This is a genomic window from Alteromonas sp. WD8-37 (assembly GCF_055326825.1).
The window spans coordinates 1-19,320 of sequence record NZ_JBUZOV010000001.1 but is presented as its reverse complement, the minus strand read 5'-3'; the positions used below and the strand labels follow the sequence as shown (position 1 = coordinate 19,320).

The 19,320-nt window shown below is 53.9% G+C and carries 15 protein-coding genes; 10 read left to right on the top strand and 5 right to left on the bottom strand.

Annotation, left to right across the window (positions count from 1 at the left end; translation table 11 throughout):
* Positions 1-52: 52 nt before the first annotated feature.
* The 3 genes from bioA (at position 53) to ACTUJZ_RS00065 (ending at position 2,386) form a co-directional block, all read left to right on the top strand.
* Complete coding sequence (gene bioA / locus ACTUJZ_RS00075) at positions 53-1,324, top strand: adenosylmethionine--8-amino-7-oxononanoate transaminase (protein ID WP_463634237.1); 1,272 nt, start codon at positions 53-55, stop codon at positions 1,322-1,324.
* Between the two features lie 26 nt (positions 1,325-1,350).
* The gene (locus ACTUJZ_RS00070) at positions 1,351-1,881 is read left to right on the top strand and encodes a DUF2937 family protein (RefSeq protein ID WP_463634236.1); all 531 of its coding nucleotides are present in this window, start codon (positions 1,351-1,353) and stop codon (positions 1,879-1,881) included.
* A gap of 235 nt (positions 1,882-2,116) precedes the next feature.
* Positions 2,117-2,386 carry a hypothetical protein gene (locus ACTUJZ_RS00065; protein ID WP_463634235.1) on the top strand — a complete coding sequence of 90 codons (270 nt, stop codon included), beginning with the start codon at positions 2,117-2,119 and terminating at the stop codon, positions 2,384-2,386.
* A gap of 75 nt (positions 2,387-2,461) precedes the next feature.
* Here ACTUJZ_RS00065 and ACTUJZ_RS00060 read toward each other — a convergent pair whose 3' ends face one another.
* Together ACTUJZ_RS00060 and ACTUJZ_RS00055 are read right to left on the bottom strand one after the other, a co-directional pair.
* Positions 2,462-3,577 (bottom strand): peptidase C39 family protein, encoded by a 1,116-nt coding sequence (locus ACTUJZ_RS00060; protein ID WP_463634234.1) that lies wholly within the window; start codon positions 3,575-3,577, stop codon positions 2,462-2,464.
* Positions 3,577-5,043 (bottom strand): RimK family protein, encoded by a 1,467-nt coding sequence (locus ACTUJZ_RS00055; RefSeq protein WP_463634233.1) that lies wholly within the window; start codon positions 5,041-5,043, stop codon positions 3,577-3,579. The genes ACTUJZ_RS00060 and ACTUJZ_RS00055 overlap by 1 nt, the downstream gene beginning before the upstream one ends.
* Before the next feature lie 340 nt (positions 5,044-5,383).
* Here ACTUJZ_RS00055 and ACTUJZ_RS00050 point away from each other — a divergent pair, with 340 nt between their 5' ends.
* Complete coding sequence (locus ACTUJZ_RS00050; protein WP_463634232.1) at positions 5,384-6,355, top strand: calcium/sodium antiporter; 972 nt, start codon at positions 5,384-5,386, stop codon at positions 6,353-6,355.
* Between the two features lie 11 nt (positions 6,356-6,366).
* Here the strand turns inward: ACTUJZ_RS00050 and ACTUJZ_RS00045 are convergent, their stop codons facing one another.
* A complete protein-coding gene (locus ACTUJZ_RS00045) occupies positions 6,367-6,738 on the bottom strand; it encodes a hypothetical protein (RefSeq protein WP_463634231.1) in 372 nt (123 codons plus the stop codon).
* 295 nt (positions 6,739-7,033) lie between these two features.
* Here ACTUJZ_RS00045 and asnS point away from each other — a divergent pair, with 295 nt between their 5' ends.
* The 6 genes from asnS (at position 7,034) to ACTUJZ_RS00015 (ending at position 16,408) form a co-directional block, all read left to right on the top strand.
* Complete coding sequence (gene asnS / locus ACTUJZ_RS00040; protein ID WP_463634230.1) at positions 7,034-8,431, top strand: asparagine--tRNA ligase; 1,398 nt, start codon at positions 7,034-7,036, stop codon at positions 8,429-8,431.
* A gap of 167 nt (positions 8,432-8,598) precedes the next feature.
* Positions 8,599-9,747 carry a paraquat-inducible protein A gene (locus tag ACTUJZ_RS00035; protein WP_463634229.1) on the top strand — a complete coding sequence of 383 codons (1,149 nt, stop codon included), beginning with the start codon at positions 8,599-8,601 and terminating at the stop codon, positions 9,745-9,747.
* The gene (pqiB, locus tag ACTUJZ_RS00030) at positions 9,740-11,383 is read left to right on the top strand and encodes an intermembrane transport protein PqiB (protein WP_463634228.1); all 1,644 of its coding nucleotides are present in this window, start codon (positions 9,740-9,742) and stop codon (positions 11,381-11,383) included. The genes ACTUJZ_RS00035 and pqiB overlap by 8 nt, the downstream gene beginning before the upstream one ends.
* Entirely contained in the window at positions 11,383-11,985 is a 603-nt protein-coding gene (locus tag ACTUJZ_RS00025; protein WP_463634227.1) for a PqiC family protein, read from the top strand. Before pqiB ends, ACTUJZ_RS00025 begins: the two co-directional genes overlap by 1 nt.
* Before the next feature lie 115 nt (positions 11,986-12,100).
* Positions 12,101-13,249 carry an efflux RND transporter periplasmic adaptor subunit gene (locus ACTUJZ_RS00020; protein ID WP_463634226.1) on the top strand — a complete coding sequence of 383 codons (1,149 nt, stop codon included), beginning with the start codon at positions 12,101-12,103 and terminating at the stop codon, positions 13,247-13,249.
* A 9-nt stretch (positions 13,250-13,258) separates the two neighbouring features.
* Positions 13,259-16,408 carry an efflux RND transporter permease subunit gene (locus ACTUJZ_RS00015; protein WP_463634225.1) on the top strand — a complete coding sequence of 1,050 codons (3,150 nt, stop codon included), beginning with the start codon at positions 13,259-13,261 and terminating at the stop codon, positions 16,406-16,408.
* Between the two features lie 34 nt (positions 16,409-16,442).
* Here the strand turns inward: ACTUJZ_RS00015 and ACTUJZ_RS00010 are convergent, their stop codons facing one another.
* A complete protein-coding gene (locus ACTUJZ_RS00010) occupies positions 16,443-18,230 on the bottom strand; it encodes a GGDEF domain-containing protein (protein WP_463634223.1) in 1,788 nt (595 codons plus the stop codon).
* Positions 18,231-18,840: 610 nt separating this feature from the next.
* Positions 18,841-19,320 (bottom strand): transposase (locus ACTUJZ_RS00005; protein WP_463634222.1); only part of this gene is annotated, 480 nt, incomplete at its 5' end.

The following is a 19,320-nucleotide window of genomic DNA, read 5'->3' as shown; positions in this document are numbered from 1 at the left end:
CGGCCGAGTTGTCAACTCTGACCAATCACCAACATTTACCAGTGGTTATATTTTGAACAATACTGAATTTGATAGACGTCATATCTGGCATCCGTATACCTCCGCCATCAACCCCCTGCCCTGCTACGAAGTGACCGGGGCAAAAGGGCCAATCATTGAACTGGCCAGTGGTGAGCAGTTAGTGGACGGCATGTCCAGTTGGTGGGCCGCCATCCACGGTTACAATCACCCAACGCTAAATGCCGCCGCGCACGCGCAAATCGATGCCTTTTCCCATGTGATGTTTGGTGGGCTGACCCATGATCCGGCTGTTAGCCTCTGCCGGCGATTACTCAAGCTGGCACCGGCCGGGCTGGAGCGGGTCTTTTTGGCGGATTCGGGCTCAGTGTCGGTTGAAGTGGCGCTGAAAATGGCGCTGCAATACTGGGCCTGCCAGGGCATGCCGGATAAACACAAGATTGTGACGCCGCGCAATGGCTACCATGGCGATACATTTGCCGCAATGTCGGTATGCGATCCGGTTAATGGCATGCACAGCCTGTTTGCCAACGTGCTGACGCCGCAATTGTTTGCCCCGGCGCCGCAAACCCGCTTTGGCCAGACCTTCAGCGAAGACGATATTCTACCGCTGGAAGAATTATTTGCCCAACATCATCATGAAATGGCCGCACTTATCATCGAACCGGTGGTCCAGGGCGCCGGTGGTATGCGCATTTATCACCCCGAATATCTCAAACGCTGCCGTCAATTGTGTGATACCTATGATGTGCTGTTGATTTGCGATGAAATTGCCACCGGCTTTGGCCGCACCGGCAAATTGTTTGCCTGTGAACACGCGCACATTAGCCCGGATATAATGTGTGTAGGCAAGGCCCTCACTGGCGGCTACATGACCCTGGCCGCCACCCTGTGTACCGAAGATGTGGCCCAGGGCGTGTGCCAGGGTGAACCGGGAGTGTTCATGCATGGTCCAACATATATGGGCAACCCGCTGGCCTGCGCGGTGGCTAATGCCAGCCTGAGCCTGCTGGAAGAAGGCCATTGGGCTCGGCAGGTGGCGCAGATTGAGCAGCAGTTGCACGAAGAGTTGCCCCGCTGTGTACAGTTAGACTGCGTTAAGGATGTGCGGGTGCTGGGCGCCATTGGTGTGGTGGAGACCCACCAGCCGGTGGATGTGGCCCGCCTGCAGCGTTTATTTGTAAAGGCCGGCGTGTGGATCCGCCCGTTTAATAAACTAGTGTACATCATGCCACCGTATATCATTGAACCTGAACAACTTAGCCGCTTGACCAACGCCATTTACGATGCGCTGGCCCGAACCTGAAGCGGCACAACGGGAATCCGATAGGTATGAAAATTCTGGTGAATGTGGTCGACAAAATCATTTTTGCAGCGGTGTTTGTGGCCGCGTTGCAAATTCCGATTTTGGCAGACCACTATCGGCAGTATTTAAGCGGGGCGTATGATACGCGGGTACAGACGGTGAACGAATATCGCACCCTGGCCCGCCAGTTTGGCTACAGTGATGTAGAAGCAATGGTCAAGGCGCTGCAGAAAAATGAAGATGCGCTGGTGCGTGAGGATGCCCGCAACAAAGCGGGCCAGTTAGCCCAACTGGAGGAACTGCGCAGCGGCCTGGCCACCCTGCAGCAGGGCAATTATTTTGAGCAGGCGTGGTACATGTTTCAGCCGGCCCGCTATACAACGTTACGGCAGGTGGCCCGTAATTTTTCACCTTCAGTGCCACTGGTGCCGGCAGCGGTCGGTTTCAGCCTGGTACTGGCAATACTCGTCAACCTCTTATTATGGTCACCCGCTTTGTGTGTAAAAGGCGTGAGCCGGCTTCGCAAAAAACCGATTCGGTTTGCCCACCGCCATTAACGATCTTACACGGGTCTGTAACCTTTACGCCGTCGGTTTTGCCTCATCCTTTTTCAGCAGACAGGTCTTTTTCCCCTAGAACAAGCCTTTATGTCAGTTTTTTAACAATTTGTGACAGCCGGTATTGATTTTGCAAAAAATCTAATGGGACCAGGCAGATGGTAAGTAAAATATTTGGTTGTATTTTTATTAGCCATCCAGCTTGTTGATTTACCGCGACAAAATAGGTTGTACTATGAAACATGACAACACCTTATTGATTGGACAGGCGTTGCAATTAAGAGACAAATTGGTCGCCAAGCGTCATGCTATTCCTGCGTCTTTACACAGCGAATGGACAAAACTACAACAGCGGACTACCGATTTTGACCCGAGCCATCCGTTTGACCGGGCCATTAAGGGCTCGCGTTTTACCAAACCGGCAGCCTACCGTGGCAGCAATAATGAGCTCACCGCGCTGGTGGACTCGTTAAAAGACTTCAACCGGCGTGTCAGCAGCCGCTAAGCATTTACGCCAACGCGTTGCTTTAACGCCGAGGCTATTGGCATTTGAGAATCGACACCGTCTGGCGCGCCCCGGTCAGGCCGGGGCTAGCACCAGTGCGGTGCGAATTTTCCGTTTGCCATAGCTGGCTAAGCGTAAAAAGTCTTCGCGAGCCACCGGGATATGCTGGAAATTGACCGGGTTTTCATCATCTTCCAGCGGATCCGGATCGTGGATATACACGCAAGTGTCATCGATACCGGTAACCACCACCCAGTGCGGGGCTTTACGCTTATCAAACTGATAGGTGCTGATTAAGCACACCACTGTGTGGTTTTGCGCCAGCGCGGCCGTTAGATCGTCCAACTGCCACGCAAATTCCTGTACCTGAATGGCCTGTGCAGCCGCCTGTTCGGCAAACTCCAGTTCCACCAGTTCAACGATGTGCTTTTTATGTTCACTGCGCACGCCGTCGGTAAATAGCGGTAATGGCTGGTTAAGCCACACGGATGGTACAAAGCCTTTATCCTGCGCCGCCAGTGCCAGCCCAATAGGATGACACCCGCCATGCCCGGAGGTCATAAAAATGGTGGTAGCCTGGCGCCAGATAGCCAGCTCGTCATGCTGGGTCATGGTGTAATCTGGCTCCAGCGCCGCCATTGCCATCATCAGCGCTGCCGGTCCGCAGGTAAATTCGGTGGTTTGCCGGTACCAGGGGTAGGGATGGCGCGCTACGACCTGTGCTGGCCAGTGTAGGGCTTTTTGCATACGCAGCGCATCGGCATCGTTTTCATAATAATGGCTATACATACCGAACTGCTTAAACCCCATTTTTTTATACAGCGCAATGGCTGGCTGATTGTCCACCGCCACTTCCAGACGCATAAACGGCTTTCCCCGCAACAGCGCCCTCTCTTCTAGCGCACGTAACAATGAACCGGCCACACCCAGGCCGCGGGCATCTGGATCCACCGCTATGGAATACAAGCGGGTTAGTTGAGTGCCGCGCCGGCACAAGAGTAACGCATAGCCCACGACATGCTGGGCATGGCGCGCCACCACAAATTCAGCATGGCTGGCCTGGGCATAGTAACGCATGCGGCGACGGCTTAACCGATCGCTGCTAAAGCAGCGCTGTTCCAGCGCCCATAATGCATCAATATCTTCTGGCACAGCTTCACTGATGACCACCGACGACACAGTTTGCTCCATCAACGGCCCCGTTGTTCCAGGCGATCAACAAACTCCTGCATTATCAGTTCGTACAAAGCTTTGCCTAAATATTTGTCTTCTACACCGGCATCAATACTGGGGTTGTCATTCACTTCAATCACAAACACATCATTGCCTTTTTGTTTGATGTCCACCCCGTACAGCCCGTTGCCCACCGCGCGGGCAGCTTTTACCGCAGCCTGTAATACTGGTTTGGGCACTTCAAAGGTGGCCATGGTGCTAAAGCCGCCAGAGTCAAATTGTTCACCTTTGTGGTTGTAGATCTGCCAGTGATCACGGGCCATAAAATATTTACACGCATAAATTGGCTTGCCGCCCAGCACACCAATGCGCCAGTCAAATTCGGTAAAGATATATTCTTGTACCAGCACCAGCGCAGATTCTTCCAGCATGCTGTGCAGTTTATCCTGCAGTTTTTCAGCGTGCTCAACCTTGTAGACGCCGCGGCTGAACGAGCTTTCCGGTAATTTTAATACCAGCGGTAAGCCCAGCTCTGCCACCAGCTGTTTACAGGTTTGCGCATCGGCATTGCTCACAAACCGGCTCTGCGGCGCCGGAACCTGCTGGTAAGTAAACGCATCCTGCAAAAAGACCTTATTACAGCAACGCAGGATCGACTGGGTATCATCAATCACCACCAGCCCTTCACGCTCAGCGGCGCGGGCCAGCTGGTAGGTATGGTGTTCAATGGCGGTGGTCTCGCGAATAAACAGCGCATCATAGTGGCCAATATCCTGCGGTTTAAGGTGACTGACAATCTCTGCATGAATGCCTACATTCTCAGCTGCTTTGACAAAGTTTTTCAGGGCTTTACGGTCGCTGGGCGGTGTCGACTCAGACTCATCCACCAAAATGGCCATATCCCAGCGCATTTTTTTGCCCTTGGCCGGCGCACGCCAGGCGGTTTCGGCAAACGCTTCCACCTGCTCGATGGCATAACGATGCAAATTATCCGGTAATTCTGAAAAGCCGCAGGCACGACATTCCACAAAGCCAATTACCGCGCCGCCTTCCGGGGCCACGTGTAAGGTCAGTTTTAGAATGGGGCACGGGTAGTGTTTAAAAGCCAGTTGGGCCAATGGCGCTAACTTCTGATCCTGGGTTTGTCCAAACAGTACATAAATCGTGGACGGTAACGACACAATATCCTGGTGGCTGATGCTTTCAGGCAAAGGCAGCCGTGGCGGTGTGTCGCTGTCGGCCAGCATGCGCAAATCATTGATGGTGTTTACCGCAGGCAATACCCGGTGCTGGCGCGCCTGGGCCAGCAGCGAACAATAATAGCCATGGCTCAAATACTGGCCGGTGTCACACAGGTTGATCACCCGGGTTTTGGGTTCATTGAGCTTCGGGAAGTTTGCCAGATAAGCATCGAAGGTCATTACCTGCAGGTCAGTATGCGCAAACAGGTGCGTGTGATCAGCAATGATGAGTGTTTTGTGCATGGGGTCTCAAATTTTGGAGTTGTAGAAGTAAGAGCATGAGTCAATGTATGCTATCTTCGCAGTGTACGGCAACCCCTTGGTTTTTACAGTAAAATGTCAGCGGTAAATTTTCATCGTTACGATGAGCAAAAATGATGGGCCGACCTGTGCGGGTAATACACTGACGTTATCTGGCGGGAAATTATCTGGTACAAAATAAGCATACTGAAACACGTTTAAAAACTGCGCTAAGCCTGCATTGGCCAGCGTTTGGTTACCCCATACCGGTCCCCGGTGGATTTAATAAGAGTATAAATAGCGCTTAAGGGCATAGTGCCCGGCGTTTTTCTGAGGAGTCAATATGGAACTAGCAACGGTTGCGATTTTAGTTGGGCTGCCGGTGTTATTGTGGAGTGCCGGTAAATTTGTGGATGGCGCAGCAGGCGTCGCTCGCCATTTCAATGTGGCCCCATTGATTATCGGGATGGTGATCATCGGCTTTGGTACCTCCGCGCCGGAAATCATCGTGTCGGTATTTGCCGCCATGCAGGGCAATTCGGGGATTGCGCTGGGTAATGCGTTTGGCTCCAACATTGCCAATATTGCATTGGTGCTGGGTTTAACGGCAGTTCTTAGTCCCATTGCGGTGCGCTCAGAAATCATCCGCCGCGAGCTGCCTATCATGCTGGCCATTATGTTTATTGCCGCCTGGATGCTGTTAGATTTTACCTTGTCTAAAGACGATGCCTTTACCTTATTAGGCTTGTTCATTGTGTTAATGGGCTGGAGTGTCTGGCAGGGTGCCAAAGGTAATACCGACGCATTAGCCGAAGAATACAAAGAGCAGATGGACAGTGCCGATCAGTCGGTCAAAATGAACACGGTCTGGCTGTTGGTGGGCCTGGTTTTGTTGATTGCCAGTTCGCGCATTCTGGTATGGGGCGCGGTGGAATTTGCCCAGTACTTTGGCGTCAGTGACACCATCATTGGCCTGACCGTGATAGCTATCGGTACTTCCTTGCCTGAGTTGGCCTCATCGCTGATGGCGGTACGCAAAAATGAACACGATTTGGCGCTGGGTAATGTGATTGGCTCCAACATGTTTAACACCCTAGCGGTGGTGGGCCTGGCCGGTATGATCAACCCTACCCCCATCGAACAAAGCTTTTTCTACCGCGACATTCTGCTGATGCTGGGCTTGTCAGTCGCGTTGTTTGTATTTTGTATTGGAATCAAAGGCCAGGGCCGCCTCAACCGATTAGAAGGCGGCATCTTTTTGGTGGTGTACGGGGTGTATACCTGGTATCTGATCAATTCCGCCTTTGTGGGTTAAGAAAATACGGGCTAAATGAACGAGAGCACCAGAACTGCCAGGGTCACTAGCCCAATCCCCATCAACACATACACATTCACGCCAAAATCGTCGTTACGGCGACGATTGCGGCGGATGCTCAGCAGTAGTGTGAGCAACGACATCACCAGTGCACTTTGTACCAGCAAAAAAAACACCTCCAGATGCGGCCACGACCACTGTGTATTACCTGCGATGCCCCAGTAGCGCTGCACTCCGGCGATAAAATCCGGCCGGGCCAGGTGAAATACCATAAAGGCCACCACCAGCAGGCTCCAGGCCAACACATTGATACCCACCACACACCGATAGAACACATCGCGGGTACGCGGTTTGCTGCGCCGGTTAAACACTGTACGGGACACGTTTTTTTGCGTTATTTGCTTCAATGAACTCTGGCATCCGTTATAGGTTTGAGTATACTAACGCGTGTTAATACGCAAGAAATCATGCAACGTCTTAAACCGGTTAGCAGACCTTTACGGCTTCTTTCTGCAGCAGCCGGGTAAACCACATGTTATACAATAACTGTAGCGTAAATCTGGCAATCGTCCTGCTGTTCGCGGCACGCCTTCATTCGGTTTAGTCAAACAGATGCACATTTATGATGAGTGTGCGATGATTTCGCACTTTAAAGATTAATCAGACGGAGAACACATAATGACGCACGCGCCCGTGGTCGACGTACTTGCCGGCAAGTACGCAGTTGGCGAATCGGTGACCGTAAAAGGTTGGGTTAGAACACGCCGGGATTCCAAAGCCGGTTTGTCGTTTATTGCTGTGCACGATGGCAGCTGCTTTGATCCGGTCCAGGTTATCGCGTTAAATTCTCTGCCCAATTATGAAGATATTCAGCGCCTGACCACCGGCTGTTCTGTGTCTGTGGACGCGGTTGTCAAAGAATCGCAAGGCCAGGGCCAGGCGTTAGAATTAGACGCGACGTCAGTGACCGTGGTGGGTTGGGTAGAAAACCCAGACACCTATCCGATGGCGGCCAAGCGCCACTCGATTGAGTATTTGCGTGAATATGCGCATCTGCGCCCACGCACCAATGTGATTGGTGCGGTGACCCGCATCCGTAACTGCTTGTCGCAGGCCATTCACCGCTTTTTCCATGAGCAGGGTTACTACTGGATCAGCACCCCGATCCTGACCGCCAGTGACACCGAAGGCGCCGGTGAAATGTTCCGCGTTTCCACCCTCGATATGATGAACCTGCCCATGAATGACCAGGGCCAGGTGGATTACAAAGAAGACTTTTTTGGTAAAGAAACCTATCTGACCGTATCCGGCCAGCTGAACGTGGAAACCTATTGTACCGCAATGTCCAAGGTGTACACCTTTGGCCCGACATTCCGTGCTGAGAACTCCAATACCTCACGCCATCTGGCAGAGTTTTGGATGATTGAACCAGAGGTGGCGTTTGCCGAGCTCAAAGATGTGGCGCAACTGGCCGAAGACATGCTGAAATATGTGTGTAAGGCGGTACTGGAAGAACGTGCTGATGATATGGCCTTTTTTGCCCAGCGCATCAACAAAGATGTGGTCAATCGCCTGGAAAAACTGGTTAGCTCAGACTTTGTGCGCATGGATTACACCGATGCCATCGAGATCCTGCAACAGTCAGGCAAATCGTTTGAATTCCCGGTGGAATGGGGTGTGGACCTGTCTTCTGAGCATGAGCGTTACCTGGCCGAAGAGCATGTAGGTGCGCCGATCATCATGCAAAACTATCCTAAAGACATCAAAGCCTTTTATATGCGCATCAACGACGACGGTAAAACCGTGGCGGCGATGGATGTGCTGGCCCCCGGTATCGGTGAGATTATCGGTGGCTCGCAGCGCGAAGAGCGCCTGGATGTGTTTGATGCCCGCTTAGAAGAAATGGGCTTAAGCAAAGAAGACTATGCCTGGTATCGTGACTTGCGCCGCTACGGCACTGTGCCGCATGCCGGCTTTGGCCTGGGCTTTGAGCGCCTGGTGGCCTATGTGACCGGGATGCAAAATGTGCGCGATGTGATCCCGTTCCCGCGTACCCCGGGCAACGCCGCGTTTTAAGCGGGCACCGTATCAGAAAGGGCTTGTCGCATGACAGGCCCTTTTTTTATTGCCAGCGGTGTGCTGGCCCATTTGCTGATCCAGTTGGAGTCAGCACGAATATTCTCTATGATTAGACTCATGGGGCTCGCCATGCCCTTGATTGAACAGTAAATGAGCGAGACTGCATGCATAACCAGGGGCAACCCATCACCATTACCTGTGACCAGTGCTACACCAGCGTAAAGATCCCGGCGCTGGATCATTGCCAGGAGGCGTTTTGCCCCACCTGCCATCATGCCCTGCTGACCTTTCGCCGGTTTGGGTTTGAACATACCCTGGCGTTTGCGGTATCCGCGTTATTTTTGCTGGTACTGAGCCTGCCTTATGAATTTTTGGTGTTCAAAAGCAATGGGCAGCAGCACACTTTGCATGTGGCCGACACCTTAAATGTATTGATGCAGCAGGATTATCTTGGCCTGGCCATTATCACCGGGCTGGCGATACTGATCATACCCTGCCTGGTGCTACTGGGCCTGACTGCCATATCCCTGTGCTACATGGTCAACCGTAAGCCTCCGTGGCTGATTCACCTGTATTACATGGTGCGTAATTTAAGCCAGTGGAGTATGGCCGAAGTCTTTATGGTGGGGACCCTGGTCAGCCTGATCAAAGTCACCTCCATGGCCGAGGTAAATTTTGGCACCTCGTTTTTTGCTTTTATCGGCTTTGCAGCCTGTTTGAGCATGGCACTGCTGAATTTTGATAAAAACCGCGCAGGCCTGTGGTTATTTGACGGCCGTTTGCCAGCCCCCCGCCCCATCACCCGCGACAGCGCTTCGGCCAGCATTCAGCGCACCTGGGCCTTGCTGCTTACCGCCTGTGTGCTGTATATCCCAGCCAACACTCTGCCCATCATGCATACCCAGTTATTTGGTACCAGCGAACCCAGCACCATCATTGGTGGCGTGGTCACCCTCTGGCAATCTGGGTCATATCCGGTAGCATTGGTGATTTTGGTGGCCAGCGTGATTGTGCCCATTGGCAAGATAGCCATTCTGGCGTGGCTCAATTTTAGTGTGCAGCACCAGTACACCCGGCGCCGCCGCACCCGCATTAAATTTTACCGGGTTACCGAAGCCATCGGCCGCTGGTCGATGATTGATGTGTTTGTGGTGGCCATTCTGGTGGGCCTAATCCGGCTGGGCAATACCGTGGCGGTGTATCCGGGCCCGGCGGCACTGGCCTTTTGTGCGGTGGTGTTTGTTACCATGGTCGCCGCCATCACCTTTGATTCGAGGTTAATTTGGATAAACAGGAAAGCAATACATGAGTGAAGACGCGCAGTTAAAGTCCACCCGGCGGATTTCCAAGATCTGGTTGATACCGATTCTGGTGATCATCGTGGGCGGCTGGATGGTCTACATTCAGTGGCGGGATCAGGGCCCGCTGATCACCATCGAATTGAAGTCGGCCACCGGCATCGAAGTAAATAAAACCCCCATTAAGGTGCGGGATTTTGATGTGGGCCAGGTGAAAAAAATTGAGCTGAAACCGGATCTGGACGGGGTACTCATCACCGCCCGTATGGAAGCCAGCGCCGAGCGGCTGCTGACCGATAAAACCCAGTTTTGGGTGGTCTCCCCGCGCATCAGCTTTTCTGAAGTGTCCGGCTTAAATACCCTGATCTCCGGTAGTTACATTGCCATGTCGGCCAACGACGAAGGTGCCGACCAGCGACAGTTTGTGGCGCTGGAACGCCCTCCGGCCACCCCACCAGGCACCCCGGGCCTGCACCTGACGCTAAAAAGTGATGACCGGTTTGCCTTTAAGCCCGGCGACCCGATCATTTACAAAGGCTTCAAAGTCGGCGAATTTGAAGAATCTGAATTTAATATCAATGAGCGTAAAGTGTACTATTCGGCGTTTATTGAAGCTCCCTATCATAAGCTCATCACCCAAAATACCCGCTTTTGGAATATCAGCGGGGTCAAGCTGCACCTGCGCTCCAGCGGCGTGGAAATTGAAACCGGCAGTTTAGAGACCTTACTGGCCAACGGCATTACTTTTGGGATCCCTAAAGATACCCCCCCCGGTCCGCGGGTCTCCGGCGAATCCAGTTTTACCATTTATTCTGACCAGACCAATGCCTACAACACCCGCTATAAGATGGCTGCCCAATATCTGCTGCTGATTGATGAAACCGTGCGCGGGCTCACCGTGGGTGCGCCGGTGGAATACCGCGGCATCGAAATTGGCGAAGTGACGCAAATCAATGCTATCGATGTGACCCAGGGCACCATTTTGGACGAAGATTACCCCATCCCGGTGGTGATTGAGATTTACCCGGGCAAGGTGCGTGAGCAGGACACGCCGGAAAGCTTGGAAGCGGTGCGCAGCACCCTGCGAAACTGGGTAGAGCGGGATTTACGCGCCACCTTGCGTATGGGCAATGTGATCACCGGTGGCTTGTATGTAGACCTGCATCATGCCAGCAAAGCCGAAGCCGGCACCATGCAAACCATCAATGGCATGGAAGTGATCCCCACCATGTCGAACGAGTTTACCCAAATCTCGCAAAAAGCCGATGCGATCCTGGATAAAATCAATCAGCTGCCGCTGGATGCCTTAGTGGGTGACACCCGCGAAGTGATTGCCGATATGAAAGCCGCGGCCAATGCGCTGGAACAAACCAGCTCTGATGTAGAAACGGTGCTGACCGACTTGGATACCCAGGCGCTGAACCGTAATCTCAATCAGGTGCTCACCGACATGTCGACCCTTATCCGCAATTATTCCGAAGGCGGCCTGAGCCAGGGCGAAATTCAGGATACCGTGGATGCCATGCAGGAAACCATGCGTAATCTGCAGCCACTGCTGTTGCAACTTAACCAGCGGCCCAGCAGCCTGCTGTTTTCCAATCCGGCTGAGCAGGACCGCCAACCGCAGGCCCGCGCCAAGGAGCAAGACTAATGAAACGATTAATACTGAGCACCCTCGCCGGGCTGATGCTGGCCGGATGCAGCTCTGCCCCAGCTGGCCTGAACTACTATCTGCTACACTCGCCCGCCTTTGAGCTGCCAGCCAATGATGGCCAGAGCCGTGGTCAGCTGCGCATGGATAAACTGACTCTGCCGGATTATCTCAAACAGCGCGGCCTGGCCATGCAAACCGGCCCGGCCACGGTGTTTTTCTCCGCCCAGCATGTGTGGGCCGAACCGCTGGCCAGCGGCATGCTACAGGCCCTGACCGAAAGTTTGTGGCGCGACCAGCAGGTCGAAGTGTTTACCCAGTCAGTGTATGAGCAGGCCGAGGCGATTGGGGTTACCTTACAATTGCATGATTTTATTGCCACTCACGAAGGGGATGTGGTGTTAAAGGGCCAGTACTGGCTGTTTCCGCCCAACCGCAGCCCGGTGCAGCAACGATTTGATTATCGGGTGGCACTGGACCAGGATGGCTTTGACCATACCGTCGAAAAAATGCGTGAGCTGGTGGCCCGGCTGGCCAAAGACCTGGCCCAGGATAGCCTGGCTTTACAGAATAACGACAGCGGGACCGCGGCGGCTAACTAATCGCGCCGCCATTTACACATTCATGCAATTTTCGTAATAAGTCGTTACATTTGGGCAAAGATTAACCTAGTATTGAAGCGTACAATATCCTCAACGCTAATAAATTGTGACGCTTATGAAAGGCTTAAAGATCGTTGTCCCACTGCTGGCCATCCTGGCTGGCAGTGCGCTTACCTATGGCGTGGTCGCCACCGCACCGGAACCTGAAACTACCGAGTCAATCGACACCCGCCCGGTGGTGACCGTGGATAACCTTAACGCCGAAGATTATACCGTCACCTTACAGTCCTATGGGGAAGTAGCGCCGCTTGAGACCACCCGGCTGGCCGCCCAGGTTACCGGCGAAGTTACCGGCTGGCACCCCAGCTTTGTCACCGGTGGCCTGGTGCGCCGTGGTGATGTGTTATTTAGCATTGAGCGCGATGCCTATGAAGCTGCGTTGCTTCAGGCCGAAGCCCAGCTTAGCGCTGCCCAGGCCCAACTGATTCAGGAACAGGCCCAGGCCGATGTTGCTGCCAAAGAAGCACGTACCCTGCCCGATAGCCAGGTCAGCGATCTGTATTTGCGCAAGCCTCAATTACTTAGCGCCGCCGCTGCGGTTAAATCAGCCGAAGCCATGCTTAAAATTGCCCAGCGCGACCTGAAAAACTGCGATGTGGTAGCTCCGTATGATGCCCTGGTGGTGTCGCGGGAAGTGGGTGTGGGTGAATACATCACAACCGGTACGCTGGCGGCTACCCTGCACAATGTGGAAACCGCCGAAGTAACGTTCCCGGTGGCCGGCTTTGATCGTGCCTTGTTGCCGCCCAGCCTGGCCGGACACCCGGTTGAGATAAGCAGCGCCGCCACCCCGGATGCCAGCTTTACTGCGCAAATTCATCGTGAAGCCGGCCTGGTGGATGCAGCCACCCGCATGACCCACCTGGTATTACGTATTGATGACCCCTACGGCCTGCGCAATGGCCAGCCACGGGTTAAATTTGGCGCCTATGTGAATGTCAGCTTTAGCGGTAAAACCCTTACCAGTGTGTACCGGGTGCCACAATCCCTTATCACCAAAAACCAGATTTGGTTACTGGCCGAGGATGGCACCCTGTTTTCACGCCCGGTCGATGTGGTGCATGAAAGCGGCAAAGATTTTTTGATTCGGGGCGAATTGAGCAATGCCAGTGTGGTGCTGACCCTGCCGGAATACCCGCAGCCCGGCATGGCTGTCAAAGTGGCTGACCAGGATGACAACCTGGTTGCCCGGCAACCACAGTAAGGGGCTGGCATGAACACACCTTTAGATACCCACCGCGGCCTGATTGCCTGGTTCGCCCGCAATTCGGTGGCCGCCAACCTGTTGATGGTGTTTATTTTACTGATGGGCATCGTCAGCTTTCTCACCATTCAGCGCCAGATGTTCCCGAATATCGAACTCAACTACATCACAGTATCCGCGCAATACCCGGGCGCTTCCCCGCAGGAAATTGAAGAAAGTATCCTGATCAAGATTGAAGAAGCCATCAAGGATGTCACCGAGATTGAACAGGTGGTGTCCCGGGCATTTCGCAACTCGGGGCGGGTAACGCTGGAAATAGACAAAAAAGCACCGTTGACCGATGTACTGGATAAGGTAAAGCTGCGGGTGGACAGTATTGCCACCTTCCCGGCCGGCATGGAGCCAGTCAATATTCAGCAGGAAGAGTTTCAGCAAAATGTGATTGAAATGCCGCTGGTGGGCGATGTGCCGCTTAGCGAGCTTAAACCACTGGCTAAAGAAATTCAGGATGAATTGCTGCAACTGGACAATGTGTCACTGGTAGAGGTGGGCGACCCGGCTGATGAGATTGCCATCGAAATCCAGCCGATGATGCTACGCAAATACAATCTGACCATCGACGATGTGCGCCAGGCCATCAGTAATTACTCGGCCAATCTGTCTGCCGGACAGCTGCGTACCGACGCCGGGCTGATCTCCGTTCGGGTCGAAAACCAGTATTATCAGGGCCAGGATTTTGGCCAGATCCCGGTCAAAATCGGCGAATCCGGCGCACGGGTTTTATTGTCGGATGTGGCCACTATTAAAGACGGCTTTACCGAAGGCGAGTGGTATTTTAACTACTCGGGTAAAAATGCTATCTACATTGCCGTACGGGCTACCCGCACCCAGGATATGGTGCCGGTGGCCGAAACGGTTAAACAGTATATTGAAGCACGCAACAAAACCCTGCCGACGGGCATATCGCTCGAGGTGCTGGTGGATATGACCTATTACCTGAATGCCCGGCTGGAGATGATGCTGACCAACCTGGCCGAAGGGGCATTACTGGTAGCCCTGCTGCTGACCCTGTTTTTGCGTTTCAGGCTGGCATTTTGGGTAATGCTGGGGCTGCCCATCTGCTTTCTTGGTGCATTGATGCTGATGCCGATGTTTGGTGTGACCGTCAACATTCTTTCGTTGTTTGCCTTTATCATGGTGCTGGGGATTGTGGTGGATGATGCCATTGTCATTGGCGAGAGTGCTTATACCGAGGTGGAGAGTAAAGGTAGCGGCGTGGACAATGTCATTCGCGGTGCCCGACGGGTCGCCACACCGGCCACCTTTGGGGTACTGACCACCATCGCGGTATTTGCCCCGTTTACGTTGAGCAGTGGCCCGGATGGTGCGTTCTTTTATAACATTGCGGTAGTGGTGATCCTGTGTCTGGCTTTCAGCCTGATTGAATCCAAGCTGATCTTACCGGCGCATATTGCCCATACCCGCTTTCCGCCGGTGGCCGAACATTCGTGGCGAGCGCGCTTTAATAAACGCTTTAATGGGTTTGTGCACGGCCCCTACAAACGCCTGGTACTCAAAGCCACCCACTGGCGCTATACCGTACTGGCTTTGTTTGCGGTGGTGCTGATGATCAGCGTAGGCCTGATCATGGCCAATTATGTGCGTAATGTGCCTAACCCTAAAGTGCCCCATGATTTTCCGTCTATTCGTATCGAAATGAACGAAACTGCTTCTGATCGTGCGGTCATCGATGCCCTAAAAACCATCGAGAACATCATCTGGCAGGTAGATGCCGAGATTGAACAGGAAACCGGCCAGGCCATGGTGCGGGATATTCTGGCGTTTAATCAGGAACGGACCAGTGGCCGTGTAGTGGTGCCGCTGGTGGATGAGCCACTACGACCCTTCAATACTTTCGAACTGGCCCGCCGCTGGCGCGAAGCCATGCCCGAAATCGCCGGCATGAAATCCTTATCCATCGCCGATGATGTAAACAGTGGTGGCGGCGACGGCGAATTTGGCTTTTTGTTATACGGCGCTGACATTGCTGAGCTTAACGCGGCCGGCCGGGCGTTTATCGCCATGCTGCAGCAACAAGCCGGGCTGTACGATATCAGCTCCACCATCGACCCGAGCAGCAAGGAAGTGCAGATGACCCTGCGCCCGGTGGCCTATGACTTAGGCATGACGCTGGCCGATGTGGCTCGCCAGGTGGGCGCCGGCTTTTATGGCGGCGAAGCCCAGCGCGTGATCCGCAATGGCGAAGAAGTGCGGGTGATGGTGCGTTACCCGCAACTGACCCGCGAGCAATTTGCCGAGCTAAAATACTCGGTGATCCGCACACCCGGCGGCCGTGAGGTAATGCTGGGCGATGTGGTCAGCCTGACCGAAGCACCGGGTATCAGCTATATCCGGCGTGAAGGCGGGTTTCGCAGTGTGTATGTGTGGGGTGCCATTGATGAAGAAGCCGTGGAGCCCGGTGAAGCGGTGGCTGCCGTACGCAAAGACTTACTGCCGGAACTGCAGGCCAGTTACCCGGGTGTGCTGACCCAACTAGGCGGAGATATTGAAGAGCAACAGGCGCAGCAAAATGAACAGCAGATGTTCTTTATTGCCGCCATGATCATGGTGTATGTGCTGTTGGCTGTGCCGCTGAAAAGTTACGGTCAGCCACTTATCATCATGTCAGTGATTCCCTTTAGCATGACCGGGGCAATTTGGGGCCATTTCTTGCTGGGGTTGGATTTATCCATGATGTCCTTTTTTGGCATCATCGCCGCGGCCGGGGTGGTCATCAACGACTCACTGGTAATGACCGATTATGTGAACCAGGCCCGGCGCGATGGCCATTCCATCCGCGAAGCGGTGGCGCTGGCTGGCACTGCGCGGTTTCGGGCGATCACACTGACCTCCATCACCACCTTTGCCGGGGTGTTGCCCATCTTGTTTGAAACCAGCCTGCAGGCCGCCTTTGTGATCCCCATGGCAGCGGCATTAGGCTTTGCCGTGATGTACGCCACGCTGGTCACCCTGTTGCTGGTGCCCTGTTTGTACATAGTTTTGGAAGACGCCAAGCGCGGTTGTGGCTGGCTGATCAGAGCGGCGCGTCAGCGTACCTTGCACCCGCAACCGCCCGAGCAAAGCCCAGTCAATGGCTAAAGATTAAGGCTAACCGCCGGCACTTTGGTGCCGGCTACACGGTTTTACTGCGGGTTTGGTTACGCCCTCGGGCCTTGGCCACTTGCAACAGTTCTTCGCATTCCTCCATCAGCGCCCCCGCATGATATTTTCCTCGCACACTGACCAGCCCGCAGGAAAAGCGCAGACGCACTGTGGTGGTCTCGCGGCTAAAGTCGGTTTGCCCAAGATGGGCCCGTAAGCGTTCTACCACATTCTCGGCTTCATGCTGCCGCTTGTTGACCAACACCAGCACAAATGCCTCGCCACCGTAGCGGCCGACCACGTCATCTGGGCCAGCCTGTGCCCGGATCATCGCAGCCACATCGGAGAGCACCTTGTCACCGGCTACCGAGCCCAGTGCTTTGTTGACCTGGGCAAACCGGTCAATATCCAGCAATGCCACACTGACCACTTCAGGGTTGCTATCCAATATCTGCTGCAGTTGCTGCAAACTGTACCAGCGGGCATCCAGCAAGGTCAGCGGATCTTTTTTTACTGACTCCTCCACCCGCTTTTTTTGATGTAGCAAACGCATTGATAGCAACAATAGGATCCCGGCGAACACACTGGCCACAGCCGCCAGGGTAGCCATATTGTCAGAACGGGTTTCGTTTAGCGTGGCCTGCAATGCCAGGTAAGATAATTGCTGGCGATGAATTTTGTCGGTGAACGCCGAGACTTCTTCTAATACGTCGAACTGCTGCTGTCGAGCGCTCTCCAAGGCCCGCATCTGGCGGTATAGCTGGTTAGCCAGCTCATACGCCCCTTGCTGGGTATACAGCATGGCCTGCAGTTCGAGCTGAGCCAGTTGATAATGATAGCGAGCCTGGTTGACCCGGTGGGTTTGCAACAAGTCTTGCATATGCTCCAGGTGCAGCTGAGCAAGTTCAAATTGCTTTAGACCCAGCGCAGCGGCGGCCTCAACCGCATGATACTGGTCCAGGCCGGGCATCGGCCGCAGCTGATTGTAGCGGGCAACAAAGCGTGCTTCAGAAGCAAACTCGTTGGCCAGGCGGTACTTTTCCTGCTTCAGGTAAGCCTTGGCGGTGGCCAGCGCCAGCTGGACTTCCTGCTCTGCCAGTTGATGCTGGCGGGCCTGCTGTTTCAGGCTGGCCAGTAATGGCCACAGGGTGTTGTATTGCTGCAAATGGCTACGGGCCCGCACTTCGCACAGCCCACCGGAAATCCTCGCCTCCGCGGTCGGTGCCGGGTATTGCTGATAAAACTGGCAATATTTTAGTGACATATTGCCATCACCCAGATAATAAAAAATGTCGGCCAGATCCAGATAGGCATCGGCCAGGCGGTACTCAAACGGATCAGCCTGGGCCGGGCCCGGTGCCAGCATTTGCACAACTTTTTGGATTTGCATGATGGCGCTAAAATAATAGCCATGGAAGATGGCCTGGCGCACAGACATTCGCGTGGCCAGGCGCTCCAGCCGCGGCCAATCCTGAGCCCGGGCCTGCTCGGCCAGTTCTGTCAACCGGTCCAGCGCGGGAGCTTCCTGCTCGCGAATAAGCGCACCCTGACGTAGGATTTGCGCTTCAAGCTGCACATACGGATGATCGGTAAGTTGTGTGATTAACTCTTGTGGCACCACCAGCGCAGGACCAGCGTCAGCAGAGACTTTGGATGTCAGATTGAAATACTGGCTGAGTGGAGTATCGGCGGCAAAAAGCAACCGGGTATGTTCGTGGCGCTCACGTTCGGCGGGGCTTAACTGCAACAACTGAGTACGGGCATCAATGTACGCGCTTACCGGAACCGCTGTTGCTGGCAGGGCAATGACCCAAAGCAAACAATACAGAACTGCTCTCAACGTATCCTTTCTCCGCCGCACTTTTCCTACCTGCCCCATCCCGGGCAGAACTTTGGACAGCACTATACCGCGTCTCGGTCATATTCGAAACCCTGGCATTTGATGCTCCGCCGCCTCCGGCATTTAACACCCCGCTCCCCTGACGTTTCGTTCCGTCACCCCGCAGTTCAAACCCGTCATCCCAACACTCTCCCGTGGTCATCCCGCGAAAGTCGGGATCTCTCTGCCTTCCTGGCTTTGCCTCAGACTTCCTTTTCCCCATACACACACCTCAGGTCCCCAAGAAGATAGCGGCGTACGCCGCTATGACGGAGCACTTGGACACCCCGACGCTTTCCCATCGTCATCCCGTATATGGACTCCTCCTGTTAAGCAACACGTTTGTGACCCAGTAAAAAGTTTGATGCGTGCGTATATTCGGACTCTATTTGGGTAGCTAACCCTGTCCATGCATGTATTCGCACCTTCATGCCTATTCGCGAAATCAGTATCAGCTTACTGCCGGGATGATCAGGCTTTTGAAGGTCGGTCTAACCTGTTTACTTTGGCATTTTCGTGTTGCAGTAACTCTGTGTTAAAGATTTTTTGTTTAGATAACCGCCTGGTATTCTGTATTGTGGTGCAGTATTGACCAGGCTGTTCGCACCGTTTTATTCGCCAGCGCGACAGCAGCCCGGCGCAGGCCCCTTCGTTCAATCAGCGCTTTAAGCCACATGTCTTTGGGGGTTTCGGGCTCTTTGTAGGTAAGCACCCTGGCTTTTGCCAGCGCGCCTTGTATCAGATTAGCCCGCAGCTTTTTGTTGGCAATATATTTGCTGATACCCAGCAAGACGGTTTTTCCCCCTGTCGAGTATTGTTTCGGGGTTAAACCGATGCATGCAGCAGCCTCGCGGCCATTTTTAAACGCGGCACCGGTATCGCCCATTGCCAGATATAATCCCAGCGCGTTGACTTCGCCAACCCCTTCCAGCGCCTGGAGCTTTTTACACTTTGGATGCGCATTGATTCTGTGTCGCATGCGCTGGCTGATGGCGCTCACCTGCTCATCAAGCGTCTGCCAGGCTTGATA